The sequence below is a fragment of the Polymorphospora sp. NPDC051019 genome (genome assembly GCF_040683055.1).
In the GTDB taxonomy this organism is placed as follows: Bacteria; Actinomycetota; Actinomycetes; order Mycobacteriales; family Micromonosporaceae; genus Polymorphospora; species Polymorphospora lycopeni.
The window spans coordinates 186,573-212,423 of sequence record NZ_JBFBCH010000001.1; the positions used below are offsets into that span (position 1 = coordinate 186,573).

The window sequence follows — 25,851 nt, forward strand, 5'->3', positions numbered from 1 at the left end:
CCCGTCCTAGATCGGATCCCAGGAGAAGACGTCGCCCGAGCGCTCCAGTGGGGTGAAGCCGGTGCGGAACGACGGCACCAGGCGCTCGCGGAGCGATTCGACGTCCCACCCGTCGCCGTGGTGGATGGACCGGATCGGGCGGGGCTGGCTCATCAGGAAGATCTCGTTGCGCCGTACCACGAAGACCTGGCCGGTCACGTCGGCGGCGTCGGCGCTGAGCAGGAAGTGCACCAGCGGGGCGACCATCTCGGCGCGCATCTCGCGGAACTTCGCCACCCGGACCCGCTGCTCCGGCGTCTCCTCGGGCAGGGTGCCGATGAGCCGGCTCCAGGCGAACGGCGCGATGGCGTTGGAGCGTACGCCGAAGCGGGCCATGTCCAGCGCGATCGACCGGGACAGCCCGACGATGCCCATCTTCGCCGCCGAGTAGTTGGCCTGGCCGAAGTTGCCGATCAGCCCGGCGGTGGACGTCATGTGCACGAACGCGCCCGAGCCCTGTTCGCGGAACCGTTCGGCGGCGGCCCGGCTGATGTTGAACGAGCCCTTGAGGTGGACCCGGATGACGTCGTCCCACTCCTGTTCGCTCATCCGGTGGAAGATCCGGTCGCGCAGGAAGCCGGCGCAGTTGACCACCGCGTCCAGCCGCCCGTACGTGCTGATCGCCTGGTCGACGGCGGCCCGGGCGGCCGCCCAGTCGCCCACGTCGGCACCGTTGAGGACCGCCTCGCCGCCGGCGGCGACTATCTCGTCCACTGTGGAGGACGCTGGTGTGTCGTCGTTGCCGCCGCCGGCCGCGTCGGTGCCGAGGTCGTTGACCACGACCCGGGCCCCGGCGGCGGCCAGTTCGACCGCGACGCCCCGGCCGATGCCCCGGCCGGCTCCGGTCACGAGTACCACGGAGTCCTTCATGACGTCCTCGCATCCTTGGTCACACGCGGCTCCCGGGGCAGGCCGAGCACACGTTCGCTGATGATGTCCCGCTGGATCTCGTCGCTCCCGCCGGCGATCCGGCGGGCGGCGGCGTCCAGGAAGGCGTGCTGCCACCTGCCGCCGTCGAGGGCCTCCGGGCCGTCGAGCAGACCGTCGGCGCCCTGCAACGACAGGGAGAGGCGGCCGACCCGGTTGACGAGCGCGGCGCCGAGCAGCTTGCCCACCGAGCCCTCGGCCCCCGGTGCACGACCCCGGGCAATGGAGGTCGTGACCCGGTTGCTGAGCAGTTCCAAGGCCTGGGCCCGCATCCAGATCTCGGCGACCTGCTGTCGGACGTCGGCGCGGCCGGCGGCCGGCTCGCCGTCGATCCGGGCCGAGCGGACGAGTTCCAGGAAGGCGTCGACGTCGACCCGGCGCCGCACGACCAGCCCCTCGCGTTCGTGGGCGAGGGTCAGCCGGGCGATCCGCCAGCCGTCCCCGGGCGCGCCGAGCAGTTCCGAGTCCGGCACGTACACCTCGTCGAGGAACACCTCGTTGAAGTGCTCGGCGCCGGTGATCTGCCGGATCGGCCGGACGGTGATGCCAGGGCTGCGCATGTCCAGCAGCAGGTAGCTCATGCCGGCGTGCTTGGGGGCGGCCGGATCGGTGCGGACCAGCAGCAGTCCCCAGTCGGCGTAGTGCGCGCCGGAGTTCCACACCTTCTGCCCGGTGACCACCCAGCCGTCGCCGGCGCGGACCGCCCGGGTGGTCACCCCGGCCAGGTCGGAGCCGGCCGCCGGCTCGCTGAACAGCTGGCACCACACGGCGCGGCCGTCGAGCATCGGCGGGAGGTGCCGGGCCCGCTGTTCGTCGGTGCCGGCGTCGATGATGGTGGGGCCGGCCAGCATGGTGGAGACGATGAACGTCTCCTCGGGCACGTCGAACCGGGCCGCCTCCTGGTCCCAGACGATCTGGTCGATCAGCGGCCGACCCGCCCCGCCGAAGGGCCGGGGCCAGGTCAGGCCGGCCCAGCCGGCCTCGAACTTGGTCCGTTGCCAGGCCCGGCCGCGGGCCACCGCCGCGTCGTCGTCGGCCCGGTCGACGCTGGCCGGGGTACGGGGTGCCGCGTGCGCGGCGAGCCAGGCGCGGGCCCGGGCCCGCAGCTCGGCCTGGGCGGGCGCGTCATCGAGATTCATGGTTCCCCTGTGGTGTCGGGCGGGTCGGTGGTCGTCGGGGCGTCCGGCCGCAGCGGTGGCGCGGGTCCGCTCCGGCCGGACGACGACCTAGAAGCCGACCTCGCTGACCAGCGCCTTGGCGTCGGTAAGCAGGTCCGCCGGCACGATCTGCGCCGCCGGGTCGAGACTCTGTGCCTCCGGTACGCCCGCGGCGTCGTGCTCGATCATGAAAGTGATGTCCTCGGCCGAGATCGGGTGCTCCAGCGGGCCGATGATCACCTTGTACGCGTCCGGCCACATGACGTCGAAGATCGACGCGTCGATGGTGTTGAGCCGTTCCTTGGCCAGTTGCTTGGCCCTGTCCGGGTCGGCCTTCATCGCCTCCGCGGTGGCCTGCAACGCCGCCATGACCCGCACGACGCTCTCCCGGTCGGAGTCGAGGAAGCTCTTGCTGACCACGGTGGCGCCCTGCACGATCGTCTCGCCACCGGAGGCCGGCAGGTCGGTGCCCTTGATGAACATGACACCCTCACCCCGCTGCACCGAGGTCTCCTGGAACGGCGACGGGGCCATGTAGGCGTCGACCGAGCCGCGGGTCAGCGCGGTCGGCATGGTGTTGACGGCGATGTAGGTGTTGGTGACCTTGCCGCCGACGGACGACATGGCGTCGTCGAAGACCCGGGTCAGTACGCCGTTCGCCGAGGCCTGTGCCATCGTCGCGCCGTTGAGCAGGCGCAGCCGGTCCTCGACCGACTTCGACTCCCAGCCCGGGTTACGGTCGGCGAACGCCTTGGCGACGGTGACGTTGGTGAGGAAGCCGGTGGACTGCTTGTACGCGTACACCATCTGCTTGCCCTGAGCGGTGGTGAGCAGGGCGTCGGTACGCCCGACGAACGCGACCTGCGCGGAGTTCGAGGCCAGCGCGGCGATCGCCACCGACGACGACTCGGCGGTCACGAACCGGGCGTCGATCCCGTACTTCTCCAGGTAACCGCCGTCGCGCGCGGCGAAGACGAGCTGGTGGGCGAGACTGGTCGACGAGATCGTGAAGGTCATGTCGAGCTTCTTGAGGCTGCCGTCCGGGCCGGCCGCCTCGTCGGAGCCGCAGGCGGCGAGGCCGCCGGCGCCGAGCAGTACGGCCGCGGCCAGGGCGACGGCCCGGAGTCGACGGGATCTGGCGGGAACGGTGGTTGTCGTGTGTGTCATGGAGCGGCCTCCCGGGCGACGCTGCGGTCGCCTGAGTGATGGTGAGACAGATCGGTGCCCCCGTGCGCCGCCCGCGGATCGCGGGTGGCGCTCAGCTCCCCTCGTTCCAGTGCAGGAGCTTGTGTTCGGTGAGACGGAGCGCCTGGGTCAGCGCCGTCGCGACGACCATGAGGATCACCAGTCCGGCGAAGACGCCGGCGGTGTTGAACTCGTTCGTCGCGTTTTTGATCATGAACCCGATGCCCTCGGTGGCCGCGATGAACTCACCCACCACGGCCCCGATGAGCGCGTACGGCAGGGAGATCTTGAAGCCGGAGAAGACCCAGACCGCGGAGGTCGGGATGACGATCTTGCGAAAGACGGCGAGCTTGCCGCCGCCCATCAGGTAGCCCATCTCCAGCAGCGACCGGTCGACGCTCTTGGCGCCCTGGAAGGTGGTGAAGAAGACCAGGAAGAACACCAGCACCGCGGCCAGGACGACCTTCGGCAGCAGGTCGATGCCGAACCACAGGACGAACAGCGGCGCCAGCGCGATCTTCGGCAGCGTGTACAGCGCCAGCACGAACGGCTCGCAGATCCGGCCGAGCGTCCGGAACCAACCGAACAGGAAGCCGGTCAGCGCCCCGATCAACGCCCCCGGAACGAAGCCGAGCACCGTGACCAGCAGTGTGGCCCGCAGGCCGCTCCACAGTTCGTCGGTGCGCGCCCAGGTGGTCAGCTGCTCCCAGACCGCCGACGGGCTGGAGACCCAGAACTCCCACCCGAAGGCACGGGACAGCACCTCCCACAGGGTCAGACCGGTCGCCACGATCACGACCTGGATCAGCAGGATCAGCCGGGAGCGCCGCCGGGCGTTGCGCTTGACCCGGGTCTCCACCGCCGCGATCTCGGCCTCCAGGCCGCCGGTACGCCGGGCCTCGGTGACGGTCGTCATGAACGGGCCTCCTCGCTCGGCTGGTCGAGCGCCTTCCACAGCCGCGACAGCAGGCCGGCGAACTCGGGAGACTCGTGCGCGGTGATCGCGCTGCGCGGCCGGCCGAGGTGGACCTCCGCCGTCATCTTGACCACGCCGGGCCGGGCACTGATCACCACGACCCGGTCCGCCAGGCTGATCGCCTCGGCCAGGTCGTGGGTGACGAAGACGAAGGTGCTCTTCGTCTCCCGCCAGATCCGCAACAGCTCGTCCTGCATCACCATGCGCAGCTGGGCGTCCAGGCTCGCGAACGGCTCGTCCATCAGGTAGGTGTCCGGCGCGTAGACCATGGTGCGGGCCAGCGACGCCCGCTTGAGCATTCCGCCGGAGAGCTGGCCGGGATAGCTGTTCTCGAACCCGCGCAGGCCCACCTGCTCGATGACCGCACCGGCCCGACGCTTCGCCTCGGCCGCCGTCACACCCCGGAACTCCAGCGGCAGCATCACGTTCTTCTCGACGGTCCGCCAGGGCAGCAACTGGTCCTTCTGGGTGACGTAGCCGACCTGCCGGTTCGGGCCGCGGACCTGCCGGCCCCGGTACTCGACCCGGCCCACCGTCGGCGTCATCAGGCCGGCGGCCATGTTGAGCAGGGTGGACTTGCCGCAGCCGCTGGGCCCGACGATGGCCAGGAACTCGCCCTCGTACACGTCGAGGGTGACGCCGGCCAGCGCCCGGGTCCCGGTCGGGAAGACGATGCCGATGTCCTGGAACGAGATGTGCGCGTCATCGCCGCTCCGCGCGGAGCCGCGCGCAGCCGCGTCGGACGCGGTCGTTGTATGCATGGGAATGTCGTCACCTCCGGTCGTCACTGCTGGTTTCTCGGAACTCCGGCTGCCCGCAGCAGGCCGGGGATGTCGTCGACGGACGTGGCCACGTACGCCCCGGCGGCGCGCAGCACGTCGCGTTTCGCGGCGGCGCGGGTGTCCGGTCCCTCCAGGAAGGCGCCGGCGTGGCCGAAGACGCTGCCCCGCTCGTGGTCGTCGAGGAAGTCGCCGGCGATCAGCGCGACGACGGGTTTGCCGAACCGGCCGGCGGCGATCGCGTCGGCCACCTGGTGCTCCAGTGCGGGGCCGGCCTCGCCGTACATCACCACGGCGTCGGTGCCGGGATCGGCCTCGCACAGCTCGATCAGGTCGGCGAAGGACTGTCCGACGACCGCGTCACCGCCGATCGCGACCGCGGTCGACACCCCGTAGCCCGCCTGGCTGACCAGGTAGGCCAGGTCGTGGGTGAAGCCGCCGGAGCGGGACAGCACGGCGACCCGACCGGGGCTCATCAGCCAGGTGGCGTGGCCGAGGAAGCCGACCTTGGCCTGGCCCGGGGTGATGATGCCGCTGGTGTTGGGCCCGATCAGCCGGACCCCGGCCGCGCGGGCCGCGGCCAGCCCGGCCACGTTGTCGTGCAGCGGGATGCCCTCGGTGACCACGTGCACCCACGCCGGACCGACGGCCAGGATGTCGTCGAGCGCAGACCGGTAGACCCGGGGCGGCAGGTAGGCGATCACCGCGTCGATCCGGTGGTCGGCGGCGGCCTCGGCGCAACTGTCGTAGACCGGCACCCCGGCGACCCGCTGGCCGCGCCGGCCCGGCGCGACCCCGCACACGATCCGGGTGCCGTACGCGAGGTTCCGCTCGGTGTCCGCGCGGGCCCGTCCCCCGGTGATGCCGACGACACAGACCCTGGTTTCGGCGTCAAGCAGGATTCCCATCGCCCCTCCTCGCCACGATCCGGTCGGCCAGCAGCGCGACCGCACTGTCCACGGCGGTGTCCCGGCCGACGGCGACGCAGTGCGGGAGGGCGCCCATGATCCGCGCCGCGTCCGCCTCGTCCGGGCCGGCCATCCGGGCGACGATCACCGGTCGCTCGTCGTCGGGGCGGTCCCGCAGCGGCGCCAGCGCCGCCACCATCGCCTCGGCGAACCCGGTCACCGAGATGCTGGAGGTGATCCCGGTGACGATGAGGATGCCCTCCGGCCGCAGCGCGAGCACCTCGCCGGCGACGGCGCCCAGTAGTTCGGTGGTGGCGCTGCCGCCGGAGACGTCGGAGAAGTTGGCCGGGCGCAGGCCGTGCCGGCGCAGCGCGTCGTGCACGATGGCGAGCACCCCGCCGCCGGCGCTGATCAGCCCGACGGTGCCGTCCAGCCGCCCGAACCGGACCTCGGTGCCGCCGGGCAGGCTGCGCGCCAGCTCCCGCAGGCGCCGGTCGGCCTCGTCGGGTACGCCGACCTCGACCGCCCCGGCCGGGGCCGGCACGTCCGGATCGAGGGCGGCCTTCGCGTCGAGCACGATGGCGCCGGCCGGGCCGACGCGTACCGGGTTGAGTTCGACCAGCTTCGCCCGCAGGTCCAGGAACTCCTCGACGAGCGCCCGGGCGACCGGGCGCAGCGGTTCGGGCAGCGCCGCCAGGCCGCCGGGGTCGGCCATGGCGAACGGGATCCGCCGGGGCGCGGCCCGCCCCTCGACACCCGAGCCGCCCGGGCCGAACAGCAGCACCGGCACCCCGTGCGCGTAGTCGAAGCCGGCCGCGAGGTAGTACTCGGTGCCGTCCGGGGCGAGCTCCTCGACCAGGACCCGGTCGACCCGGTGACCGGCCACGGTGGAGCCGAGCATCGCCCTGGCGGCGGTCGCCGCCTCCCCCGGGTCCGCGGCCCGGACGACGAGCCCGCGGCGGGCCCGGTCGGTCAGCGGCACCAGGGCCTTGACCATGGTCGGGCCGGGAAGGCGGCCGGCGAGAGCCTCGACGTCGTCCGTCGCACCGATGACCGCGTGCTCGGGGACCCGTACCCGGCGCGTCGAAAGCCGGGCCTTGAGGGCTTCCTCGGTCAGCGCATGCACCACGCCTCCATCGGGTCGGGGTCGAGTCCGGGCAGCTCAGGGGGCTTCTGGAGCGGCTTGGGCCGTACGGACTAGTGATGTGACGGCAATCATGCGCCTAATATGCCTAAGACGCAAGATGCACCTAACAAAGACTTCAAGGCGGTGTGACGTGGACGCAACAAACACACGGGTGGTGGTGACCGGGGGCTCCTCCGGCATCGGTAGGGCCGTCGCGCGGCGGCTGCACGACGCGGGAAGTCGGGTGGCCGTCCTCGACCTGCCGTCGAGCGCGCCGCCACCGGCGGCCGGCGGGCCCACCTTCGTACCGGTCGACGTCACCGACCCGGATTCGGTACGGGCCGCGATCGGCGCCGCCCGGCAGGCACTCGGCGGCATCGACGCCCTGGTGAGCTGCGCGGGCGTCGCCACACCCACCCCGGTCCGGCGACCCGACGGGCAACTCCATCCGCTGGACCGCTTCCGCTCGGTCGTCGCCGTCAACCTGGTCGGGCTCTACGACGTGCTGCGCCACTGCGTCGACGCGATGGCCGACAACGAGCCCGGCCCCGACGGCGAACGCGGCGTCATCGTCAACATCAGTTCCATCGCCGCGTTCGACGGCCAGATCGGACAGTCCGCGTACGCGGCGACCAAGGGCGCCATCGCCTCGATGACCCTGCCCCTGGCCCGGGAACTGGGCGCCCTCGGCATCCGGGTACTCAGCCTCTGTCCGGGCATAGTGGACACCCCGATGCTCGCCGGGATGTCGGAACCGTTGCGGGAACGGCTGACCGCCCTGCCGGTCTTTCCCCGCCGGCTGGCCGACCCGGCCGAGATCGCCGAGTTCGTGCTGACCTGCCTGGAGATCCGGCTGCTCAACGGCGAGGTGGTACGCCTCGACGCGGCGACCCGGATGCCGCCCCGCTGACCCCGGCCGGCGCCCCCGCCGACCCCCCGCCCCCCATCCGCCGACCGCAGGAGACCGCCATGCCCGAGGTCCAGACCTCCGTCACCGACGGGGTCGCCACGATCACCCTCAACCGACCGGACCGCCGCAACGCGCTGACCCACGAACTGGTCGACGAGTTCGTCGCGGCGATCGACACCGTCGAGGCCGACCCCGCCACCCGCGCCATCGTCGTCACCGGCGCCGGCAGCGCCTTCTGCGCCGGCGCCGACCTCGGCGCGCTGCACGGGGCGGACGAGGCGACCCTGCGCGGCATCTACGCCAGCTTCCTGCGGGTCAGCCGGATCACGCTACCCACCATCGCCGCCGTCAACGGGCCGGCCGTCGGCGCCGGCATGAACCTGGCGCTGGCCTGCGACGTACGGGTCGCCGCCGGGTCGGCGCGCTTCGACGCCCGGTTCCTGCGGGTCGGGCTGCACCCCGGTGGCGGTCACGGCTGGCTGCTGCGGCGCGCCGTCGGCCCCTCGGCCGCCGCCGCCATCGTGCTGTTCGGCGAGGTCCTCGACGGCGCCCGCGCCGAAGCGGTCGGCCTGGCCTGGCGCTGCGTCGCCGATGCGGAGGTGGTCGCGTACTCGACCGCCCTGGCGGCCCGGCTGGCCGGCACCCCCCGGGAACTGGTGACCCGGACGAAGGCCACGCTCGCCGGCACGGCCGCCGTACGGGACCACGCCGAGGCCGTGGAACTCGAACTCGGCCAGCAGTTGTGGTCCCTCGGGCAGAGCCGGTTCGCCACCGGAAGCGCCGGAAGCGCCGGGAGCACCGCGTGACCACGCCCCTCGACGAACTGTGGCGGCCCGTCGCACCACCCGACGAGCAGGAGGCCGCGGCGATCCGCGCGGAACGCGTCCGGGTCCGCGAGTTCCTCGCCGGCTCCCTCGACCGGGGACTCTTCGCGCCGCGATGCGACAGCTGGCTCGGCGGCTTCTCCCCCGAGTTCTCGAAGGCCCTGGCCGTACGCGGCTGGATCGGGATGACCTGGCCCCGCCGGTACGGCGGGCGGGCGGCGTCGAACCTGCTACGCCAGGCGGTCGTCGAGGAACTGCTCGCCGCCGGGGCGCCGGTGGCCGCCCACTGGTTCGCCGACCGGCAGGTCGGCCCCGGGCTGCTGCGCTACGGCTCCGAGGAGCAACGGGACCGGCTGCTGCCCGCCATGGCCCGGGGCGAGTTGTACGTCGCCATCGGGATGAGCGAACCGGACAGCGGCTCGGACCTCGCCTCGGTACGGACCCGGGCCCGGCAGGTGGCCGGCGGCTGGCGGGTCACCGGCACGAAGGTCTGGACGAGCCACGCCCACCGGTCGCACCTGATGCTCACGCTGGTCCGCACCGCCGCCCCGGACCCGGGGTCCCGGCACGCCGGGTTCAGCCAGCTCCTGGTCGACCTGTCCGCGCCCGGCGTCACCGTCAACCCGATCCCGTACCTCGACGGGGGCCACCACTTCAACGAGGTCGTCCTCGACGACGTCTTCGTCTCCGACGGCATGGTGGTCGGCACCCCCGGGCAGGGCTGGACGCAGGTGACCGCCGAGCTGGCCCACGAACGCAGCGGACCCGAGCGCTACCTGTCCACGTTCCCGCTGCTGGAACGTATGAGCGCGGCGCTGGCCGGCGGCGGCGACGAGGTGGGCGGCGTGCTCGGGCGCGCGTACGCCCGGCTGTGGGTACTGCGCCAGATGTCGACCGGGGTGGCCCGCTCGATCGACGCCGGGACGGCGTCGTCGCTGGTCACCGCGCTGGTCAAGGACATGGGGACCCGGTTGGAGAACGAGATCGTCGACGAGGCCCGGCGGTGGCGCCCGAGCGCTCCGGCGCCCGACGCTCCGGACGGGTACGACCGGCTGCTCGCGCAGGCCCAGTTGCACGCCCCGGGCTTCACCCTGCGCGGCGGGACCAGCGAGATCCTGCGTGGGCTGGTGGCCCGCGCGATCGGCATGCGATAGCGAGGAAACCATGGAAGAGCTGCACCAGCTGATCGGGCGGATCTGCCTCGACCACGACAACGACGAGGACGGTCTCTGGCGGACGCTGACCGAAACCGGACTCGACCGGGCGGGCATCCCGGAGCGGTTCGGCGGCACCGGCGGCGATCCCGCCGACGCCCTCGCGGTGGCCGCCGCGCTGGCCGAACACGGCGCGGCCACGCCCGTGGCCGACCAGTCCGTCCTCGCCGGCTGGCTGGCCGCCCGCGCCGGCATCCGGCTGCCGGCGGGGCTGGTCGTCGTCGCCGGTGACGCGGACCTACGGTCCGAGAACGGTCGGATCCACGGCACGGCGCGGCGGGTGCCGTGGGCGTCGCGGGCCGGGCATCTGCTCGTCCCGGTGGCCACCGCGCCGGACCGGACCGCGGTGGCCCTCGTCCGCGTCGAGCAGGTCCGGGTGCGTCCCGGCCGGAACCTCGCCGACGAGCCCCGCGACGACGTCGAGTTCGTCGCGGTCGTACCGGACGAGAGCCGGACCGTCGCGGCGCCGGCGCACGACATCCTCCTGCACCGGGCGGCGCTCGTCCGCGCCGTGCAGATCGCCGGCTCGCTGCGGGCGGTGCTGCGGATGACCCTGCGCTACAGCACCGAACGGGTCCAGTTCGGCCGGCGGCTGTCCCAGCTGGACGTGGTCCGGCAGCAGGTCGCGCTGATGGCCGGTGAGGTCGCCGCGACCTCGGCCGCCGTCGGGGCGGCCATCGACCAGCTGCTGCTCGCCGACGACACCGGCGCGACGCGGTTCGCCGTGGCCGCGGCGAAGGTGCAGGCCGGGACGGCGGCGACCGCGGTGGCCCGCGCGGCACACCAGGTGCACGGCGCGATCGGCGTCACCCGCGAGTACCCGCTGCACCGGCACACCCGCCGGCTGTGGGCCTGGCGGGACGAGTCCGGCGGCGAGGAGTTCTGGGCCCGCCGGCTGTCGGCCCTGGTGCACGGCGCCGACCGGCCCCTGTGGGAGACCCTGGTCGGCTAGCGGAGCTGGCCGCCGGACGGCGGCCAGCTCCGTGCCGTACGGGTCAGCCGGTCGTCTCGGGCTTGAGGACGACCTTGGTGTAGCCGTCGACGCGCCGGTCGAACTTGTCGTACGCGTCCGGTGCCTCGGTCAGCGGCAGCTCGTGCGACACCACGATCGACGGGGTCGCCCGGCCACTGATGATCATGTCCCGCAGGTGCCGGTTGTAGCGCATCACCGGGCACTGCCCGGTCCCGATCCGCTGGCCCTTCGAGAACATCTTCCCGAAGTTGAAGCCGATCCGGCCGTGCTTGGCACCCTCGTCCACGGCCCCCGGGTCCTCGGGCACGTAGACGCCGATCACGCCGATGCCGCCGGTGCTGCGTACGACGTCGACCAGGTTGTCGAGCACCCGTGCCGGCTGCTCGCCCTCCTTGCCGTGGGCCTGGTAGCCGACGGCGTCCACGCCCCGGTCGACACCCCGCCCGTGGGTGGCGTCGACGATCTGCTCGACCGGGTCGGCGACGGTGAAGTCGATCCGGGTCGCGCCGAGCTTCTCGGCCAGCGCGAGCCGGTCGTTCTCCTTGTCGACCACGAAGACCTGGGTGGCACCGCGCAGCATCGCGCTGTGCGCGGCGAGCAGCCCGACCGGGCCGCCGCCGAAGACCGCGACGGTGTCGCCGGGTTCCATGCCGGCCAGTTCGGTGCCGTGGTAGCCGGTCGGGAAGATGTCGGAGAGCATGGTGAAGTCGTTCTCCTGCTCGTCGCCCTGCGGCAGTTCGAGCAGGTTGAAGTCGGCGTGCGGGACCCGCAGGTACTCGGCCTGGCCACCGTCGTACGGGCCCATGTCGGCGTAGCCGTAGGCGGCGCCGTCCCGCCCCGGTATGGGATTCATCCGCAGGCAGTACGACGTCCAGCCGGTCAGGCAGTTGCGGCAGTACCCGCACGCGATGTTGAACGGTACGGAGACCCGGTCGCCGACCCTGACCCGGTCGATGCCGCTGCCGACCTCGGTGACGATGCCCATGTTCTCGTGCCCGAGGATCTTGCCCTGCTCGACGTTCGTCCGCCCCTCGTACATGTGCAGGTCGGATCCGCAGATGTTGGTCGAGGTGATCTTGATGATCGCGTCGGTGTCCTTCTTGATCTTCGGATCGGGTACGTCCTGCACCGCCACCGAACGCGGTCCCTCGTAAACCACTGCCTTCACGTCGTTCACCCCCTGCGTCGCTTCCTCTTCACATAAGGTGTGCCCGCTGAAACCGCGTTGAACCGTCCCCGGCCGGCGTCCCCCGGGCGGCGGCGCGGAAATGCGATCGAGCGCGAACCTGCCCGGGTGCGAGGATCGGCGGATGCCGGCATCCCGCACCGACCTGCTGCGTTGGCAGTTCGACCTGACCTGGTCGCTGCTCGAATACCACCTGGAGCGGCTGGAGCCGGACGACCACCTCTGGGTGCCGGCCGGCATCCACTGGACCGTACGTCCGGACGCCGACGGGCGGTGGGTGCCGGACTGGGCGGAGTCCGAGCCGGAGCCGGTCCCGGTGCCCACGATCGCCTGGACCACCTGGCATCTCGGCTGGTGGTGGACGGTGACGATCGACCACGCCCGGGGTCGTACGCCACGGGACCGTACCGAGGTCCGGTGGCCCGGCGACGGCGCCGCGGCGGTGGCGTGGCTGCGCGACCTGCGCACCGAGTGGCTGGCGGTGCTCGACCGGCTCACCGACGCCGACCTCGACCGGCCCGCCCCGTTCCCGTGGCCGGCCGGCTCCGGGCTCACCGTCGCCCACATGGTGGGCTGGGCCAACGCGGAACTGATGAAGAACGTCGCCGAGATCGGCCAGCTCCGCCTGCTGCGCGCCGCCCGCGGCTGACGGGTGCCCGGTGTGGAAACCTGACGCCCGGATCACCGAGGCGGTTCGCGAGAAATGGAGTTGGCGATGCGACGTACCCCGTCGGTTTCCTGTGTGTTCGTGTGTCACGACGGCGCCGGGCGGCTGCTGCTGGCCCGGCGCGGGCCGGGCGCCCGCGACGAGCCCGGCACCTGGGACACCGGCGCCGGGGCGCTGGAGTACGGCGAGAGCTTCGAGGACGCGGTCACCCGCGAGGTGCGCGAGGAGTACGCCGCCGACCCGCTGGAGATCACCCTGCTCGGCGTACGCAACGTGCTGCGCGACGACCCGCCGTCGCACTGGGTCGCGGTGGTCTTCGCGGTACGCGTCGACCCGGCACGGGTCGAGATCGGCGAGCCGCACAAGTTCGACCGGCTCGACTGGTTCGCCCCCGACGACCTGCCGCGGCCGGCCCACTCCCAGCTCATGGCCACCCTGGCGCTGCTGCCCGACCGGCTGCCGCCGGCACCCCCACCGGCCGGGTGACGCCGCGTCGCCATGCGACGCCGTAACGCGAGGGTAATTTTTAGGACCCCTATCTATTGACATGGGTCGCTTGCCGGGTAAGGGTGGATTCGAGCGAGAGAGCGCTCTCAGGTAGGCCATATCAGGCCAGGAAGGAGCATTTCGTTCGGGGCATGAGTGTGCCCAGAGCGCGGCCGGAGGCCGCAAGCGTAAGGAGTTGATACATGCGTACAGGACGGAAACTGCTCCACCGACTGGCCGTGGTCGCGGCCGCCGCGTCCACCGCCGTCGCGCTCGGCGGGGCGGCACCGGCGTCCGCCCTACCGCCGGACCACCTGCCGCTCCACGTCACCAACAACTCGGGCCGCGGCGAGCAGATCCACCTCTACGTCCTCGGGGTCAACCTGGCCACCGGCCGGCTCGGATACGTCGACGCCGGCGGCACCTTCACCGCCTGGTCGGGCGGGTCGCTGCCGCCGAGCCCGGCACCCGACGTCGCGATCGCCGGCCCGGCCGGCGGCGGCACCACCATCCTGCAGATCCCGCGCGGCCTGTCCGGCCGGGTCTACATGTCGTTCGGCGAGAAGCTGAAGTTCTTCCTCAGCCCGGACGGGCTCGTGCAGCCGGCGCCATGGGCGTCCGGCGACCCCAACCACGGCATCCTGTTCGACTGGAGCGAGTTCACCTACAACGACGACGGGCTGTGGCTCAACAGCTCGCAGGTCGACATGTTCAGCGTGCCGCACTCGGTCGGGGTCACCGGCGCCGACGGCGGCAGCAGCACCGCCGGCGATCTGGTCGCGGGCGGCCGCGACGGCATCTTCGACGCGCTGGCCGGCCAGCCCGGCGACTGGGGCCGGCTGATCCACACCCGCGCCGACGGCACCCGGCTGCGTGTGCTGTCACCGCACAAGGGCATCGACACCGCCGTCTTCAGCGACACCTACCTCGACGGCTACATCGCGCAGGCGTGGGACACCTACCGGGACACCACGCTGACCGTGGTGCCGTTCCAGCACGAGCCGGACAAGAGGTTCCACGGCCGCACCGACGGCGCGGGGGTACTGCGGTTCACCGACGGCGGCGGCGCCGAGGTGGCCTCGTTCCAGCGACCGACCACAAAGGACGTGTTCGGCTGTGACGGCCGGCTGCACGCCCCGAACGACCACGTGGTGGGGCCGATCGCGCGTACGCTGTGCGCCGCGCTGCACCGCTCCACGCTCGGGTTCGCGCACACCCAGCCGACGTACGACCCGACCGGCTTCTACACCCGGGACGTCACCGACCACTACTCGCGGGTCGTCCACGAGCACATGGTCGACGGCCGGGCGTACGGCTTCGCCTTCGACGACGTCGGCGGCTTCGAGTCCCTGGTCCACAACGGCTCCCCGGTCGCGGCCCGCATCACCCTGACCGCCTTCTGACCCCTCCCCGCCCGCCCCGCCCCACCCTCCCCGCGATCTTGCACTTGTCTCCCCTTTTTGCTCGGGTTTGTCGGGCGACAAGTGCAAGATCGCGGGGGCAGGGGCGGCGGGGTCAGGGGCGGCGGGCCGTTGTTTCGCGGGGGACCAGGCGGTGTGGGAGGACCACGGGCGGTCCCGGCTCGGGGGCGGGGCCGGCGGTGCCGGCGTCGATCACCCGCCGGGCGGCCATCGCGCCCAGCTCGTACAGCGGCAGGCTGACCGTGGTCAGGCCGACGAACCGGGCCACCGGCAGGTCGTCGATGCCGGCGACGGAGACCTGCCCGGGTACGTCGATCCGGGCCTGCCGCAGGGCGTTGAGCGCGCCGACGGCGGCCTCGTCGTTGGCGGCGACGATCGCGTCGGGCAGGTCCCGGCTGGCCAGCACCCGCAGCGCCGCCGCGTGGCCGGCCTCGAAGTCGAAACCGCCCTCGACGCACTCCGCGAGGTCGCGCAGACCGGCCTCGGTCATCCGGTCGAGGAACCCGGCGCGCCGCTGCTCGGTGGCGACCATGCCGGCCGGCCCCTCGACGAAGACGATCCGCCGGTGCCCCTGGGACACCAGGTGGTCGGTGAGGTCGTACGCGGCGGCACGGTTGTCGGCGGTGATGACCGGGCAGTCGATGTCGCGCTCGGTCAGCGAGATCGACAGCACGCCCCGCTCGCGCGCCGCCGCGACCGCCTTCGCCAGCTCCGGCGTCCGCGGGTCGTCGACGTAGCCGCTACCGGCGAAGATCACCCCGGCCGCCCGGTAGTCACGCATGGTCTGCAGCCGGGTTATCTCCGAACTCGTCCGCCGGTCGGCGTTGGACAGCATCGTGACGTATCCGGCCCGGGTCGACATGTCGTCGACGCCGCGCGCGATCACCGAGAAGTACGGGTTGACGATGTCGCTGACGATCACCCCGATGAGCCGGCTGGTGCGGGTGACCAGCGCCTGGGCCAGGGCACTCGGCGAGTAGCCGAGGCGCTCGGCGGCGGCCAGGACCCGCGAGCGGGTGTCGGCGGAGACCGGGTGGGTGGCGCCGTTGAGCACCCGGGAGGCGGTGGCGACGGAGACACCGGCCTCCCGGCTCACGTCGGCGAGCGAGGCCATCGCACCCTCACTTCGGTTCGGAGAACGTTTGCCGTTACTTTGCCACACCCGACCACACCGAAGCCACCCCGACACCGGCCGACCTTGCCCACCCTCCCGATCGGTCCGGAAAACCGCAGGTGGCGGCCCGGCTCAGGTAACGGGCTGATGTCAGACTCTTGACGGCGGTGTTAGGTGGGCCACTAGCATGCGGAAACGGCAAACGCTTTCCACTCACGTTGAGTGACCAGAGGAAGAGCAGGCACCCCCATGAGCCACCGAAGCCTCTCGACACGAACCGCCCGGGCCACCCGCCGCACCCTGGCCGCGGTCACCGCCGCCCTGCTGACCGCCGCCGTCGCCGCCTGCGGTGGTGGCGGTGGCGCCACCACCAACGCCGACGGCACGCTGACCTTCTCGGTCGCCCTGATCGAGCCCGACATCACCACCGTCCCGATCCTGGCCGCGCTCGACGCCGTACGGCAGGAGGGGCACCAGGTCAAGGTCGTCGAACTCGCCGAACCGGAGCTGGCCATCGAGGGCCTGGCCAAGGGCGACTACGCGTTCTCCGCCGAGGCGACCAGCCCGGCCCTGATCGCCATCCAGCAGGGGGCCCCGATCCGGATCATCGCCGACGTGGTCGGCAACCAGTGGGCCGTCTACGGCACGACCGGCGTCAACACCTGCGACGACCTGGCCGGCCGTCCGTTCGGCATCTTCAGCGAGGGCGCGGTCGCCACCGCCATGGCGAAGGACTGGGTACGCGGCACCTGCGCCGCCGGCAAGGAACCGCGCTACCTGACCATCGGCGGTTCCGACGTACGCGCCCAGGCGCTGCTCGCCGGCGAGATCGACGCGACACCGCTGGAGATCACCGACGCGGTGACCCTGGAGGCATCGGGCAAGACCGGCTTCACCCGGATCGCCGACTTCGCCACCAGCCTGCCCGACCTGCACCCGCAGACCGTCTACGCCAACGCGGACTTCATCGGCGACCACCGCGAGGTGACCCAGCTCTTCGTCGACGCCCTGGTCGCCGAACACCGCAAGATCAACGAGAACCCGCAGTACCTGGTCGACCTGGTCACCAAACACCTTCCGGACACCAAGGACCCGAACGTCGCCCAGATCGCGCAGCGCTACGTCGACGGCGGGCTCTTCGACGCGGCGGCGCTGACCGACACCAACGTGCAGGGCACCATCGACTTCTTCGTCCGGGCCGGCGTGCTCAAGGACGGCATGACCGCCGCCGACGCCGCCGACCTGTCGTTCGTCAAGGCGACCTCGTGAGCACCCTCGCCGGCCCGCTGCCGCCACGCCGGCGGGGGCTCCTGCGCCGGATCGCCGACTCCGACCGGCCGTACCAGATCCTGACCTTCGTCGTGTTCGCCGTCGTCTGGGAGGTCTACGCGCGACAGTGGGGCGGACTGCTGATCCCCACCTTCGGCGAGACCGTCGCCGCCACCTTCGAACTGCTCGGCGACCCCGAACTGTGGCACGCGCTGTACGTCAGCAACCAGGCGCTGGCGATCGGCTTCGGGATCGCGGTCGTGGTCGGCGTACCGGTCGGGATCGTGCTCGGCCGGTTCCCGACCCTGGAGCGGTTCAGCGACGTCTACCTCAACATCCTGCTGGTCACCCCGATGGCGGCGATCATCCCGCTGCTGGTGATGTCGGTCGGCTTCGGGCTGACCTCGCGGGTCATCCTGGTCACCGTCTTCTCGATCGTGATGGTGATCGTCAACAGCCGGACCGGGGTGCGCGGCGTCGACCCCGGGCTGATCGAGATGGCCCGCTCGTTCGGCGCCTCCGAGCGCCAGATCTGGCGGGAGATCCTGCTCCCCGGCGCCCTGCCCGCCATCATGACCGGAATCCGGCTCGGCCTCGGCCGCGCCGTCACCGGCATGGTCATCGTCGAACTGCTCATGGTCTCGGTCGCCCTCGGCGGCCTGATCCTCGAATACCGCGGGCTGTTCATGGCCCCGCTGCTCTACGGCACGATCGTGATCATCCTGGCCGAGGCGCTGCTGCTCATCTCCGTCGCCCGGTGGTGCGAGCGCAAGCTCACCCCGTGGGCCAGGACCAACTCCGCGAAGGACCCCCGATGATCGAAATCAGCGGCCTGCACAAGAGTTTCGTCGGCCAGGACGGCAGCACGGTCAACGCCCTGGACGACGTCAACCTCACCGTCAACGAGAACGAGTTCCTCACCGTGCTCGGTCCGAGCGGGTGCGGCAAGACCACCCTGCTCAAGGCGATCGCCGGGCTGATCGGTTGGGACAGCGGCGACATCGTCATCGACGGGCAGCCGGTGCGCGGCCCCGGCCCGGACCGCAGCATGGTGTTCCAGAACTTCGCGCTGATGCCCTGGGCCACGGTTCTCGACAACGTCGCGTTCGGGATGCGGATGCGCGGCGTCGGCAAGGCCGAACGCGAGGAGCGGGCCCGTACGCTGATCAAGACTGTCGGGCTGTCCGGCTTCGAGACCAAGCGGCCCGGCGAACTGTCCGGCGGCATGCAGCAGCGGGTCGGCATCGCCCGGGCCCTCGCCGTACGCCCCAAGGTCCTGCTGATGGACGAGCCGTTCGGTGCCGTCGACGAGCAGACCCGGCGGCTGTTGCAGGAGGAACTGCTCGGCATCTGGGAGGGCCAGCAGCTCACCGTCGTCTTCATCACGCACAGCATGGAGGAGGCGGTGCTGCTCGGCGACCGGGTAGTGCTGATGAGTGCCCGGCCGGGCCGGATCGCCGAGATCGTGCCGGTGCCGATGGCCCGCCCCCGCTCGCACGACATCGGCGCGGTCGGCCGCTCCCCCGAGTACGTGCAGATCACCGCGTACCTGTGGGACCGGCTGCGGGACATGCACGAGGAGCACCGCGACGTCCGCGCCGGGGTGACAGCGTGAGCGAGCGCAGCGAGCGAACCATCAGGCTCAGTGCCGGACACGACGGCGCCGAGCGAAGCGAGGTGACAGCGTGAGCGAGCGCAGCGAGCGAACCATCAGGCTCAGTGCCGGACACGACGGCGCCGAGCGAAGCGAGGTGACGGCGTGAGCACGATGGTGGGTGGGCGGCAACTGACCTCGACCGGGGCGCCCGGGCTGCTGTCGCCGCGGCGGCTGCCGGCCGGGGTGATCAGCCTGGCCGTGGGCGCGGTCGTCTGGGAGATCGCCGGGCGGATCGTCGACCAGCCGTTCCTGCCGCCGCTGAGCGCCGTGGTCGCCCGGCTGGCGGACATGGTCGGCAGCGGGATGATCGTCAGCAGTCTCGGGGCCAGCCTGACCAACCTCGCCCTCGGCTTCGGGATCTCGCTGGCGCTGGGGCTGGTCGTCGGGGTGGCGATGGGCCGCTACCGCAAGGTCGAGGCGGCGCTCGGCGTCTACGTCTACGCGCTGCTGACCGCGCCGTCGCTGGTCTTCGCGCCGATCTTCTTCTCGCTGCTGGGTGACGGCCGCGGGTCGATCGTCGGGGTCGTGGTGATGTACTCCGCGTTCATCATGATCATCAACACCGCGTCGGCGATCCAGACGGTTCCCGGCCACCTGGTCGAGATGGCCCGCTCCTACGGGGCGAGCGAGCGCCAGGTGCTGTTGCAGATCATGCTGCCCGCCGCCGCCCCGCTGATCATGGCCGGGGTCCGGCTCGGCGTCGGCCGGGCCGTCGTCGGCATGATCAACGGCGAGATGTTCATCTCCGTCATCGGCCTCGGCCGGATCGTCACCCAGGCCGGCGGCCGCTTCGACGGCGCCGGGGTGCTCGCCATCCTGCTGGTCATCATCGCCGTCGCGCTCGGCGCGGTCGCCCTGGTGCAGGCCGTCGACCGCCGGCTCACCCGCTGGCTGCCGACCACGTCGCGGCCTGCCACCACGTCCCGCCGGCCGGCACCGGCCGGGGCCCGCAAGACCTCCGGAGGAACCCCGTGAAACTCGACGCCTACAGCCACATCCTGCCGGCCCGCTACTTCGAGCGGATGCGCGAACTCGTCGTCGACGCCGGCGCGCTGCGCCGCTGGCTGGAACTGCCGGCCCTGCACGACGTCGAGGCCCGGCTGCGGATGATGGACGAGTTCGGCGCCGACTACCAGCAGATCCTCACCCTCTCGTCGCCGCCGATCGAACTGCTCGCCGGGCCGGCCGACTCCCCCGCGCTGGCCCGACTGGCCAACGAGTCGATGCGGGAGCTGTGCGACCGCTATCCGGACCGGTTTCCCGCGTTCGTCGCCTCGCTGCCGATGAACAACCCGGACGCCGCGCTGGACGAACTCGCCTTCGCCATCGATCAGCTCGGCGCCCGGGGCGTACAGGTCTTCACCAACGTCAACGGCCGGCCGCTGGACGATCCGCCGCTGCGGCCGATCTTCACCGAGATGGCCCGCCGCGACCTGCCGATCTGGATGCACCCGACCCGCGGCGCCGGCGCCGCCGACTACGCCAGCGAGGACTCGTCGCGGTTCGAGATCTGGTGGGCGCTGGGCTGGCCGTACGAGACGAGTGCGGCGATGGCCCGGCTGGTCTTCTCCGGCATCATGGTCGAGAACCCCGACCTGAAGATCATCACGCACCACATGGGGGCGATGATCCCGTTCCTGGAGGGGCGGGTCGGGCTCGGCTGGAGCGACCAGCTCGGCAGCCGTACACCCGGGGGTTACGCCGCGCTCCGGGAGCGGATGCCGCTGCGGCCGGTCGACTACTTCCGCCGGTTCTACGCCGACACGGCGTTGTCCGGGTCGCTGATCGGCACCCGGTGCGGGCTGGACTTCTTCGGCGCCGAACGGGTCCTCTTCGGCACCGACTGCCCCTTCGACCCGGAGGGCGGCCCGATGTACATCCGGGAGACGATCAAGGTCATCGACGCGCTGGGGCTGACCGAGGAGGACCGGGACCGGATCTACCACGGGAACGTGCTGCGGCTGATGCGGCTGCCGCTGCCGGCCCCCGCCGCGGGCTGACCCACCGACCCCTCGCGATCTTGCGCTTGTCCACCCCGTCCGCCTTCAACGGGCCGCAAGTGCAAGATCGCGAGGCCATTTCCGGCGGCCGCCCCGGTCAGCGGTGGTTCACCAGCTCCCGGCGCATGCACACCCGCGGCCACCGGTCCAGCCCGTGGCCGGCCTCCCGCCGCCGGATCTCCCGCAGTCCCGGCGTCCACCGCTCCTCGTCCAGCACCCGGAACCCGCACCGCAGGTAGTACGGCGCGTTCCAGGGCACCTCGGCGAACGTGGTCAGGGTCAGCGCCGGCACCCCGTCGGCCGCCGCCCGCCGCGCCACGTCCTCCAGCAGCGCGCGGCCGATCCCGCGCCGCGCGTGGTCGGGACGCACCGACACCTGCTCGACATGGACGTTGCCGTCGAGCGGATCGGTGAGCAGGTATGCCACCGGCCGGTCGGCCGGGTCGACCGCCACCCGGGCCCGGCCGGCCCGCCGGTAGGCCGCCAGGACCGCCACCGGCAATGTCTCGTCGTCGGCGATCTCCGGCATCCCGACCTCACGGAAGCAGGCGCCGGCAGCCCGCTCGATGTCCCGCAGGATCTCCAACTCGTCCACGCCGACCGTCCGGATACGCACCGCGCCATTCTCGGCGCACCGGCCCGGACCGGCCCACCGGTTTTCGGCCCGCCGGCGACCCGCCCGTACCCGGTGGTCGTTTGCCCCGGTCACGCCGGGGAAGCCAGAGAGCATGTGGTCAGGACTCCTCTCCGGCGCGGCCGCCGGTGCCGCCGGCACCACGGCCCTCGACGCCGTCACCTACCTCGACATGGCCCAACGCGGCCGCCCCGCGAGCAGCACCCCGCAGCGGACGGTCGAAGCCATCACCGGACGGCTGAAGGTCGACGTCCCCGGCGACGGCGACACCCGGCAGAACCGGCTCACCGGCCTCGGCGCCCTGTCCGGCATCGGGACCGGCGTCGCGGTCGGTGCCGCCTTCGGTGCCCTGCGCGCCGTCGGGTTCCGCCCGCACCCGCTGCTCGCGTCGGTGGTCATCGGGCTGGCCGCGATGGCCGCCAGCGACGTACCGATGGCCGGGCTCAAGGTCAGTGACCCGCGCACCTGGTCGGCCGGCTCGTGGCTGAGCGACATCATCCCGCACCTGGCGTACGGCGCCGTCACCAGCGCCGTGCTCGCCGCCACGGACCGGCGGAGCCGGCGGTGAGACGCACCCGACCGGTGGCCGGACCGGCCCGCCGGATCCGCACCCACGGCCGGCACATTTCCGGCGGCCATCTCCGCCGCGACGGCCACCGGCGCCGCAACGGCCACCGGGCCGGGGCGGGGACGGCGTGGCGGGCGGTGGTGCTGGGCGCGGCGACCGGCGGGCGCAGCATGACCGGGCTGGCCGGCATCACGCTCAGCGCCCGGCCCCCGGTCGCCAGACCGCTGCGGATCCTGGCCACCCTCGCCGCCGCCGGTGAACTCGCCGCTGACAAGAGTCCCCGGACGCCGAGTCGACTCGCCCCGGCCCCGCTGGCCGGGCGGCTCGCCACCGGTGCCGTGGCCGCCACCGCGCTCGCCCGGCGTGACGGCACCCGGCCGCTACTGCCGGTCCTGCTCGCCTGTGCCGGGGTCGTCGCCGCCAGCATGGTGGGGGTCCGCTTTCGGGCGTACGCGAGCCGGCGCGGTCATCCGACCCTGGCCGCGCTCGCCGAGGACCTGGTGACGGTCGGCCTGGCCACGACAGCGGTCCGGCACACCGGGCCGGCGCGGTTCGCCGCACTCCGTCGCTAGCGGGCCGAAGGGCGCGCCGCTGACGGGTATCGCGGGTCCGTCCTCCGGAAAGGACTACGGGCACCCGCCGCCGCAAGCGACGACGGGTGCCCGCAACCTTGTCAGCGGGTCAGGCTCAGAAAGCCTGGCCCCCCGGCTGCACGACGCCGTTCACCGTGAGCTGGTACGGCGCGTACTGGGTGACCTGCTCGGTCGGCTCGTCGTACGCGACGATCGCGACGACCTTCGGGAACGCGCTGAGCAGCAGCAGCTGGGCCCAGCCGACGGAGAAGTTGTCCTTGCCGTCGAACTCGAACTGCCAGGTGAGGTTGAGCTGCTCGTTGATGCCGATCAGCCGCACGTTCCAGTTGTGGACGTCGGTCGGCCGGATCTCGCTCGGCGAGTCGAACGCGGCGAGGCTGGAGCCGTCGCTGACCGTCGTGCCACCGACCGTGACGTCGTCGACGAGCAGACCGCCCTCGTTGACGCCGCCGTCGCTGACGTAGCGGAACCCGACCAGGATCGTCTGACCGGCGTACGCGGACAGGTCGAACGAGTGCGGTTCGAACCCGTTCGTGGTGCCGTTCAGCGACGGGCCGAGCGGGCCGTCGATGGTCTTGTCACCGGCGATGGCCGTGTAGGTGGCGCCACCGTCGGTGGACACGACCACGTAACCGTAGTCGTAGCCCGCCTCCGCGCCGTACTTGGCGAGGAAGCGTAGCGTCGGGTCGGTCGTCGGGACGGCCACCGAGGCGATCGCGCCGACGTCGAGGCTGTTGCCGTTGCCGGACCACAGCACCGAGTTGCCCGGCCGGTCCGGGTCGTTGTCGACCAGGGTCCAGGCCAGCGGGACCGCCGGCAGCGACGGCGAGCCGTTGAACTTCACCGACCGCAGGTCACGGCCGCGCAGGACCTGACCGTTGGCCTTCTGGAGCGGCACGAAGTCCGCGCCGTTCGGAGCCGCGCCCGGGGTGATGTTCGCCGCCGGGTTGGCCAGGTTGACCGTCGAGCGCAGGCTGGGCGAGGTGACCCGGCCCTTCGGCACACCGAGCGACAGCCCGAAGCGCGAGTCGCCGATGATCTTGTCGACCAGGGTCATCGTCTGGTAGTCGTGGATGACCTTGTAGAGGTCGTTCTCGCCCTCGGCGGCCAGGGCCGCCTCGATGCTGGCCAGGCCCTGGAGGTCGCCGTCCTGGTGCAGCCGCGAGATGAACTCCGTGCCGTACCGGTCGTACAGGAACAGCATGAACTGGTAGACGTTGCCGTAGTCGGCGAGCACGGCGCTCGGGTTGCTGCCCTCGTTCCACAGGTTGAGGGAGTTCTCCGGGCCGCCGCAGTCACGCGGGTTGGTGTTGTTCGGCGTCTGGACCGTGCCGAAGCCCTGGTAGCAGTAGAGGTGACCGTCACCACCCAGGTCGAACACGGTCTTGGTGGCGTCGGTGTAGCCGGTGAGGGTCTGCGCGAAGTCCGACAGCCCCTCGTTGATCATGATGCCCTCGAAGGGGTCCGTGTAGTAGTGGAGCAGGTGCTGCCACTCGTGCGCGAACGTGCCCTCGTAGAGGTTCGGACGGGCCGGCCGGCTGGTGCACACGTCGTCGGTCGGCTCGTTCGGCGGGTTGTCACCGGTGCGGTGCGCCCAGTCGTACGCGTCGATGGTCATGACGTTGCGGTCGAGCAGCTCGTTGAAGTACGACCAGTGGAAGCCGGCGATGTAGGACGACGCGGCCGGGAAGTCGTAGAAGTTGTCGTCCCGGACGTTGTCGATCAGCGCGACGGTCTTGTCGCCGTCACCGGTGTAGTCGCCGCCGTTGCCGTTCGCGTCGGGGCCGAGAACGGCGTTGCTGCCGTCCCGGTCCGGCGGGGTGCTGAAGGCGGCGGTCTCCTTCGGGTACATGTTGTTGTCGAACTCGTCGATCAGCCGCGCGACCTGCGCGTCGGTGATCTCGGTGGACGACGGGATCTGGAGACGGCAGTCACCGGGCAGGAACGCGAGGTCGTTGGCGACCCAGACCTCGATCTTGTCGCCGACGCCACGCAGGGTGTAGTCCTTGCGGTAGGCGCCACCCTGGACGTCGTCGAGGGCGACCCACTGCCGGACCGTACCGACCGCCGGGGTGCCAGCGGCCTGGGTCTGCGCCCGGTTGCGCGCGCTGGACTTCGGCTGGTATTCCCGCGGCACCTCGATCGCCTTGCCGTCGACCGTCTCGGCCTTGGGGACGAACGAGCGGGTGTCGCTCGGCAGGTTCGTCTTCGGCGCGGCGGGGGGTGCCGCCGCGGCCGGCGCCGTCGCGGCCACGACGGTCAGGAACGGCAGAACCATTACTGTGGCGGCTGCCCCAGCAATACGGCTACGTGCCATGAAACCTCCTTTTTGGGGGTGTGCCATCGCCCATCGACGGGCGCGCGGAGCCCAGCTCACCGGCGTCGATCGACGGGACCGGAGTCACCGTACCGTGTGCGCGCGCCAGGTGTACCTACTGCAATCGGGTTAGCCTCGATCTGTTTTGGACCCCTCGCGCCCCTGGTCCGCCGCCCGCAACACGTCCGGGTCCGCGTCCCGCGCGCGGCGCGCGTCGGCCACCAGCCACGACGCCAGGAGCACGAGCCAGAGCCAATCGACCACGATCATCACCCGCTGCACGACGCCGGTGAGCGCGTCGTCGGTCTCCCACGCCGTGCCGAAGAAACCCATGAGCACCAGACCGGCCACCCCGGACAGCACGCTGTATCCGGCCCGGCCCCGACGGCCCGGCCGCGCGGCGAACCGGCGCGCCGCGACGAAGCAGGCGAGCGGCAGGCTGAGGAACACCACCATGCCGAAGAGGTCGTGCAGGGTGTGGTGCCAACTGAACGTGGCCGGGTCACCGGTCACGGCACCCGGCGGATAGCCGCGCATCGGGTCCATCACGAAGACCCCGGACAGCACCAGGCCGATCCCGAACGTGCCCACGAGGGCCGGCCCCCACCGGGCGCCGGGGCCGGGCCGCCAGTGGCGCCGGAGACCTACCGCGAAGGCCGTCACGAGCAGGCCGGACACGATGAAGTTGGTGATCTGCAGCCAGCCCCGGTCGCCGAGGCTCAGGGCGCTGATCGGGTGGTAGGCGGGGTCGTAGCCGGTCCGGGTCGCTCCGTCGACGGTGGACACCACGACGAACAGCACCGGGCCCGCGATTCCCGCCACCAGCAGCAGTTCCGTCGGACTGTAGCGGCGCATTCGGGCTCCTCGTCACGGGCCGGCGTTTCCGGCGTACGGCCCAGCCTGCGCCGGGCGCGAGCCGGC

The 25,851-nt window shown here is 72.0% G+C and carries 26 protein-coding genes; 14 read left to right on the forward strand and 12 right to left on the reverse strand.

Features of this window, described 5'->3' with window-relative positions; genetic code table 11:
• Positions 1 to 6: 6 nt before the first annotated feature.
• The 7 genes from AB0M79_RS00810 to AB0M79_RS00840 all read right to left on the reverse strand — a co-directional run bounded on the left by AB0M79_RS00810 (position 7) and on the right by AB0M79_RS00840 (position 7,097).
• Positions 7 to 909, reverse strand: a complete 903-nt coding sequence (locus AB0M79_RS00810) for an SDR family NAD(P)-dependent oxidoreductase (protein WP_364206447.1) — start codon at positions 907 to 909, stop codon at positions 7 to 9.
• A complete protein-coding gene (locus AB0M79_RS00815; RefSeq protein WP_364206449.1) occupies positions 906 to 2,105 on the reverse strand; it encodes an acyl-CoA dehydrogenase family protein in 1,200 nt (399 codons plus the stop codon). The genes AB0M79_RS00810 and AB0M79_RS00815 overlap by 4 nt, the downstream gene beginning before the upstream one ends.
• An 87-nt stretch (positions 2,106 to 2,192) precedes the next feature.
• A complete protein-coding gene (locus tag AB0M79_RS00820) occupies positions 2,193 to 3,290 on the reverse strand; it encodes an ABC transporter substrate-binding protein (protein ID WP_364206451.1) in 1,098 nt (365 codons plus the stop codon).
• Positions 3,291 to 3,381: 91 nt separating this feature from the next.
• A complete protein-coding gene (locus tag AB0M79_RS00825; protein ID WP_364206453.1) occupies positions 3,382 to 4,224 on the reverse strand; it encodes an ABC transporter permease in 843 nt (280 codons plus the stop codon).
• Complete coding sequence (locus tag AB0M79_RS00830) at positions 4,221 to 5,045, reverse strand: ABC transporter ATP-binding protein (protein WP_364206454.1); 825 nt, start codon at positions 5,043 to 5,045, stop codon at positions 4,221 to 4,223. The genes AB0M79_RS00825 and AB0M79_RS00830 overlap by 4 nt, the downstream gene beginning before the upstream one ends.
• 23 nt (positions 5,046 to 5,068) lie before the next feature.
• Positions 5,069 to 5,971, reverse strand: coding sequence for a CoA-binding protein (locus tag AB0M79_RS00835; protein WP_364206456.1), 903 nt, complete (start codon positions 5,969 to 5,971; stop codon positions 5,069 to 5,071).
• Positions 5,955 to 7,097: an ATP-grasp domain-containing protein gene (locus AB0M79_RS00840; protein ID WP_364206458.1), complete on the reverse strand. Its 1,143-nt coding sequence runs from the start codon at positions 7,095 to 7,097 to the stop codon at positions 5,955 to 5,957. Before AB0M79_RS00840 ends, AB0M79_RS00835 begins: the two co-directional genes overlap by 17 nt.
• A 151-nt stretch (positions 7,098 to 7,248) precedes the next feature.
• Here AB0M79_RS00840 and AB0M79_RS00845 point away from each other — a divergent pair, with 151 nt between their 5' ends.
• From AB0M79_RS00845 to AB0M79_RS00860, 4 genes are read left to right on the forward strand one after another with little or no spacing between them, the layout of a single operon-like run.
• On the forward strand, positions 7,249 to 8,007 hold the full coding sequence (locus tag AB0M79_RS00845) for an SDR family NAD(P)-dependent oxidoreductase (RefSeq protein ID WP_364206460.1): 759 nt from the start codon (positions 7,249 to 7,251) through the stop codon (positions 8,005 to 8,007).
• Positions 8,008 to 8,066: 59 nt separating this feature from the next.
• Complete coding sequence (locus AB0M79_RS00850; RefSeq protein WP_364206462.1) at positions 8,067 to 8,813, forward strand: enoyl-CoA hydratase; 747 nt, start codon at positions 8,067 to 8,069, stop codon at positions 8,811 to 8,813.
• The gene (locus tag AB0M79_RS00855) at positions 8,810 to 9,985 is read left to right on the forward strand and encodes an acyl-CoA dehydrogenase family protein (RefSeq protein WP_364206464.1); all 1,176 of its coding nucleotides are present in this window, start codon (positions 8,810 to 8,812) and stop codon (positions 9,983 to 9,985) included. The genes AB0M79_RS00850 and AB0M79_RS00855 overlap by 4 nt, the downstream gene beginning before the upstream one ends.
• Before the next feature lie 10 nt (positions 9,986 to 9,995).
• Positions 9,996 to 10,997 carry an acyl-CoA dehydrogenase family protein gene (locus AB0M79_RS00860; RefSeq protein ID WP_364206466.1) on the forward strand — a complete coding sequence of 334 codons (1,002 nt, stop codon included), beginning with the start codon at positions 9,996 to 9,998 and terminating at the stop codon, positions 10,995 to 10,997.
• Positions 10,998 to 11,040: 43 nt separating this feature from the next.
• On the opposite strand, the gene AB0M79_RS00865 is transcribed toward AB0M79_RS00860, so the two are convergent.
• Positions 11,041 to 12,195 (reverse strand): glutathione-independent formaldehyde dehydrogenase, encoded by a 1,155-nt coding sequence (locus tag AB0M79_RS00865; RefSeq protein ID WP_364206468.1) that lies wholly within the window; start codon positions 12,193 to 12,195, stop codon positions 11,041 to 11,043.
• Between the two features lie 133 nt (positions 12,196 to 12,328).
• Here AB0M79_RS00865 and AB0M79_RS00870 point away from each other — a divergent pair, with 133 nt between their 5' ends.
• The 3 genes from AB0M79_RS00870 (at position 12,329) to AB0M79_RS00880 (ending at position 14,760) form a co-directional block, all read left to right on the forward strand.
• Entirely contained in the window at positions 12,329 to 12,853 is a 525-nt protein-coding gene (locus AB0M79_RS00870) for a DinB family protein (RefSeq protein WP_364206470.1), read from the forward strand.
• A 66-nt stretch (positions 12,854 to 12,919) separates the two neighbouring features.
• A complete protein-coding gene (locus AB0M79_RS00875; protein WP_364206472.1) occupies positions 12,920 to 13,357 on the forward strand; it encodes an NUDIX domain-containing protein in 438 nt (145 codons plus the stop codon).
• 203 nt (positions 13,358 to 13,560) lie between these two features.
• A complete protein-coding gene (locus AB0M79_RS00880) occupies positions 13,561 to 14,760 on the forward strand; it encodes a glycoside hydrolase family 64 protein (protein WP_364206474.1) in 1,200 nt (399 codons plus the stop codon).
• Between the two features lie 112 nt (positions 14,761 to 14,872).
• Here the strand turns inward: AB0M79_RS00880 and AB0M79_RS00885 are convergent, their stop codons facing one another.
• Complete coding sequence (locus tag AB0M79_RS00885) at positions 14,873 to 15,892, reverse strand: LacI family DNA-binding transcriptional regulator (protein WP_364206476.1); 1,020 nt, start codon at positions 15,890 to 15,892, stop codon at positions 14,873 to 14,875.
• A gap of 249 nt (positions 15,893 to 16,141) precedes the next feature.
• Here AB0M79_RS00885 and AB0M79_RS00890 point away from each other — a divergent pair, with 249 nt between their 5' ends.
• From AB0M79_RS00890 to AB0M79_RS00910, 5 genes are all read left to right on the forward strand, one after another.
• Entirely contained in the window at positions 16,142 to 17,161 is a 1,020-nt protein-coding gene (locus AB0M79_RS00890; protein WP_357537477.1) for an ABC transporter substrate-binding protein, read from the forward strand.
• Positions 17,158 to 17,979, forward strand: a complete 822-nt coding sequence (locus AB0M79_RS00895; RefSeq protein WP_364206478.1) for an ABC transporter permease subunit — start codon at positions 17,158 to 17,160, stop codon at positions 17,977 to 17,979. The genes AB0M79_RS00890 and AB0M79_RS00895 overlap by 4 nt, the downstream gene beginning before the upstream one ends.
• Complete coding sequence (locus AB0M79_RS00900) at positions 17,976 to 18,776, forward strand: ABC transporter ATP-binding protein (RefSeq protein ID WP_357537480.1); 801 nt, start codon at positions 17,976 to 17,978, stop codon at positions 18,774 to 18,776. Before AB0M79_RS00895 ends, AB0M79_RS00900 begins: the two co-directional genes overlap by 4 nt.
• Before the next feature lie 153 nt (positions 18,777 to 18,929).
• Positions 18,930 to 19,793, forward strand: a complete 864-nt coding sequence (locus AB0M79_RS00905) for an ABC transporter permease (protein ID WP_364207586.1) — start codon at positions 18,930 to 18,932, stop codon at positions 19,791 to 19,793.
• Positions 19,790 to 20,818 carry an amidohydrolase family protein gene (locus AB0M79_RS00910; RefSeq protein WP_364206480.1) on the forward strand — a complete coding sequence of 343 codons (1,029 nt, stop codon included), beginning with the start codon at positions 19,790 to 19,792 and terminating at the stop codon, positions 20,816 to 20,818. The genes AB0M79_RS00905 and AB0M79_RS00910 overlap by 4 nt, the downstream gene beginning before the upstream one ends.
• A 97-nt stretch (positions 20,819 to 20,915) precedes the next feature.
• Here the strand turns inward: AB0M79_RS00910 and AB0M79_RS00915 are convergent, their stop codons facing one another.
• Positions 20,916 to 21,434 carry a GNAT family N-acetyltransferase gene (locus AB0M79_RS00915; RefSeq protein ID WP_364206482.1) on the reverse strand — a complete coding sequence of 173 codons (519 nt, stop codon included), beginning with the start codon at positions 21,432 to 21,434 and terminating at the stop codon, positions 20,916 to 20,918.
• Positions 21,435 to 21,546: 112 nt separating this feature from the next.
• Between AB0M79_RS00915 and AB0M79_RS00920 the strand changes: the two genes are divergently transcribed.
• Positions 21,547 to 22,020 (forward strand): hypothetical protein, encoded by a 474-nt coding sequence (locus AB0M79_RS00920; RefSeq protein WP_364206484.1) that lies wholly within the window; start codon positions 21,547 to 21,549, stop codon positions 22,018 to 22,020.
• Positions 22,017 to 22,592: a hypothetical protein gene (locus AB0M79_RS00925; protein WP_364206486.1), complete on the forward strand. Its 576-nt coding sequence runs from the start codon at positions 22,017 to 22,019 to the stop codon at positions 22,590 to 22,592. Before AB0M79_RS00920 ends, AB0M79_RS00925 begins: the two co-directional genes overlap by 4 nt.
• Positions 22,593 to 22,707: 115 nt before the next feature.
• On the opposite strand, the gene AB0M79_RS00930 is transcribed toward AB0M79_RS00925, so the two are convergent.
• On the reverse strand, positions 22,708 to 24,930 hold the full coding sequence (locus AB0M79_RS00930) for a choice-of-anchor J domain-containing protein (protein WP_364206488.1): 2,223 nt from the start codon (positions 24,928 to 24,930) through the stop codon (positions 22,708 to 22,710).
• A gap of 129 nt (positions 24,931 to 25,059) precedes the next feature.
• Positions 25,060 to 25,785 carry a DUF998 domain-containing protein gene (locus tag AB0M79_RS00935; protein WP_364206490.1) on the reverse strand — a complete coding sequence of 242 codons (726 nt, stop codon included), beginning with the start codon at positions 25,783 to 25,785 and terminating at the stop codon, positions 25,060 to 25,062.
• Between the last annotated feature and the right edge of the window lie 66 nt (positions 25,786 to 25,851).

Excerpts from the sequence above, each read along its gene's own strand:
- AB0M79_RS00905 (WP_364207586.1), top strand. The coding sequence starts at position 18,930 with ATGGTGGGTGGGCGGCAACTGACCTCGACCGGGGCGCCCGGGCTGCTG.
- AB0M79_RS00870 (WP_364206470.1), top strand. The coding sequence starts at position 12,329 with ATGCCGGCATCCCGCACCGACCTGCTGCGTTGGCAGTTCGACCTGACC.
- AB0M79_RS00920 (WP_364206484.1), top strand. The coding sequence starts at position 21,547 with ATGTGGTCAGGACTCCTCTCCGGCGCGGCCGCCGGTGCCGCCGGCACC.
- AB0M79_RS00890 (WP_357537477.1), top strand. The coding sequence starts at position 16,142 with ATGAGCCACCGAAGCCTCTCGACACGAACCGCCCGGGCCACCCGCCGC.
- AB0M79_RS00885 (WP_364206476.1), bottom strand. The coding sequence starts at position 15,892 with ATGGCCTCGCTCGCCGACGTGAGCCGGGAGGCCGGTGTCTCCGTCGCC.
- AB0M79_RS00900 (WP_357537480.1), top strand. The coding sequence starts at position 17,976 with ATGATCGAAATCAGCGGCCTGCACAAGAGTTTCGTCGGCCAGGACGGC.
- AB0M79_RS00930 (WP_364206488.1), bottom strand. The coding sequence starts at position 24,930 with ATGGCACGTAGCCGTATTGCTGGGGCAGCCGCCACAGTAATGGTTCTG.
- AB0M79_RS00875 (WP_364206472.1), top strand. The coding sequence starts at position 12,920 with ATGCGACGTACCCCGTCGGTTTCCTGTGTGTTCGTGTGTCACGACGGC.
- AB0M79_RS00825 (WP_364206453.1), bottom strand. The coding sequence starts at position 4,224 with ATGACGACCGTCACCGAGGCCCGGCGTACCGGCGGCCTGGAGGCCGAG.
- AB0M79_RS00935 (WP_364206490.1), bottom strand. The coding sequence starts at position 25,785 with ATGCGCCGCTACAGTCCGACGGAACTGCTGCTGGTGGCGGGAATCGCG.
- AB0M79_RS00835 (WP_364206456.1), bottom strand. The coding sequence starts at position 5,971 with ATGGGAATCCTGCTTGACGCCGAAACCAGGGTCTGTGTCGTCGGCATC.
- AB0M79_RS00850 (WP_364206462.1), top strand. The coding sequence starts at position 8,067 with ATGCCCGAGGTCCAGACCTCCGTCACCGACGGGGTCGCCACGATCACC.
- AB0M79_RS00815 (WP_364206449.1), bottom strand. The coding sequence starts at position 2,105 with ATGAATCTCGATGACGCGCCCGCCCAGGCCGAGCTGCGGGCCCGGGCC.
- AB0M79_RS00880 (WP_364206474.1), top strand. The coding sequence starts at position 13,561 with ATGCGTACAGGACGGAAACTGCTCCACCGACTGGCCGTGGTCGCGGCC.
- AB0M79_RS00820 (WP_364206451.1), bottom strand. The coding sequence starts at position 3,290 with ATGACACACACGACAACCACCGTTCCCGCCAGATCCCGTCGACTCCGG.
- AB0M79_RS00810 (WP_364206447.1), bottom strand. The coding sequence starts at position 909 with ATGAAGGACTCCGTGGTACTCGTGACCGGAGCCGGCCGGGGCATCGGC.
- AB0M79_RS00830 (WP_364206454.1), bottom strand. The coding sequence starts at position 5,045 with ATGCATACAACGACCGCGTCCGACGCGGCTGCGCGCGGCTCCGCGCGG.
- AB0M79_RS00860 (WP_364206466.1), top strand. The coding sequence starts at position 9,996 with ATGGAAGAGCTGCACCAGCTGATCGGGCGGATCTGCCTCGACCACGAC.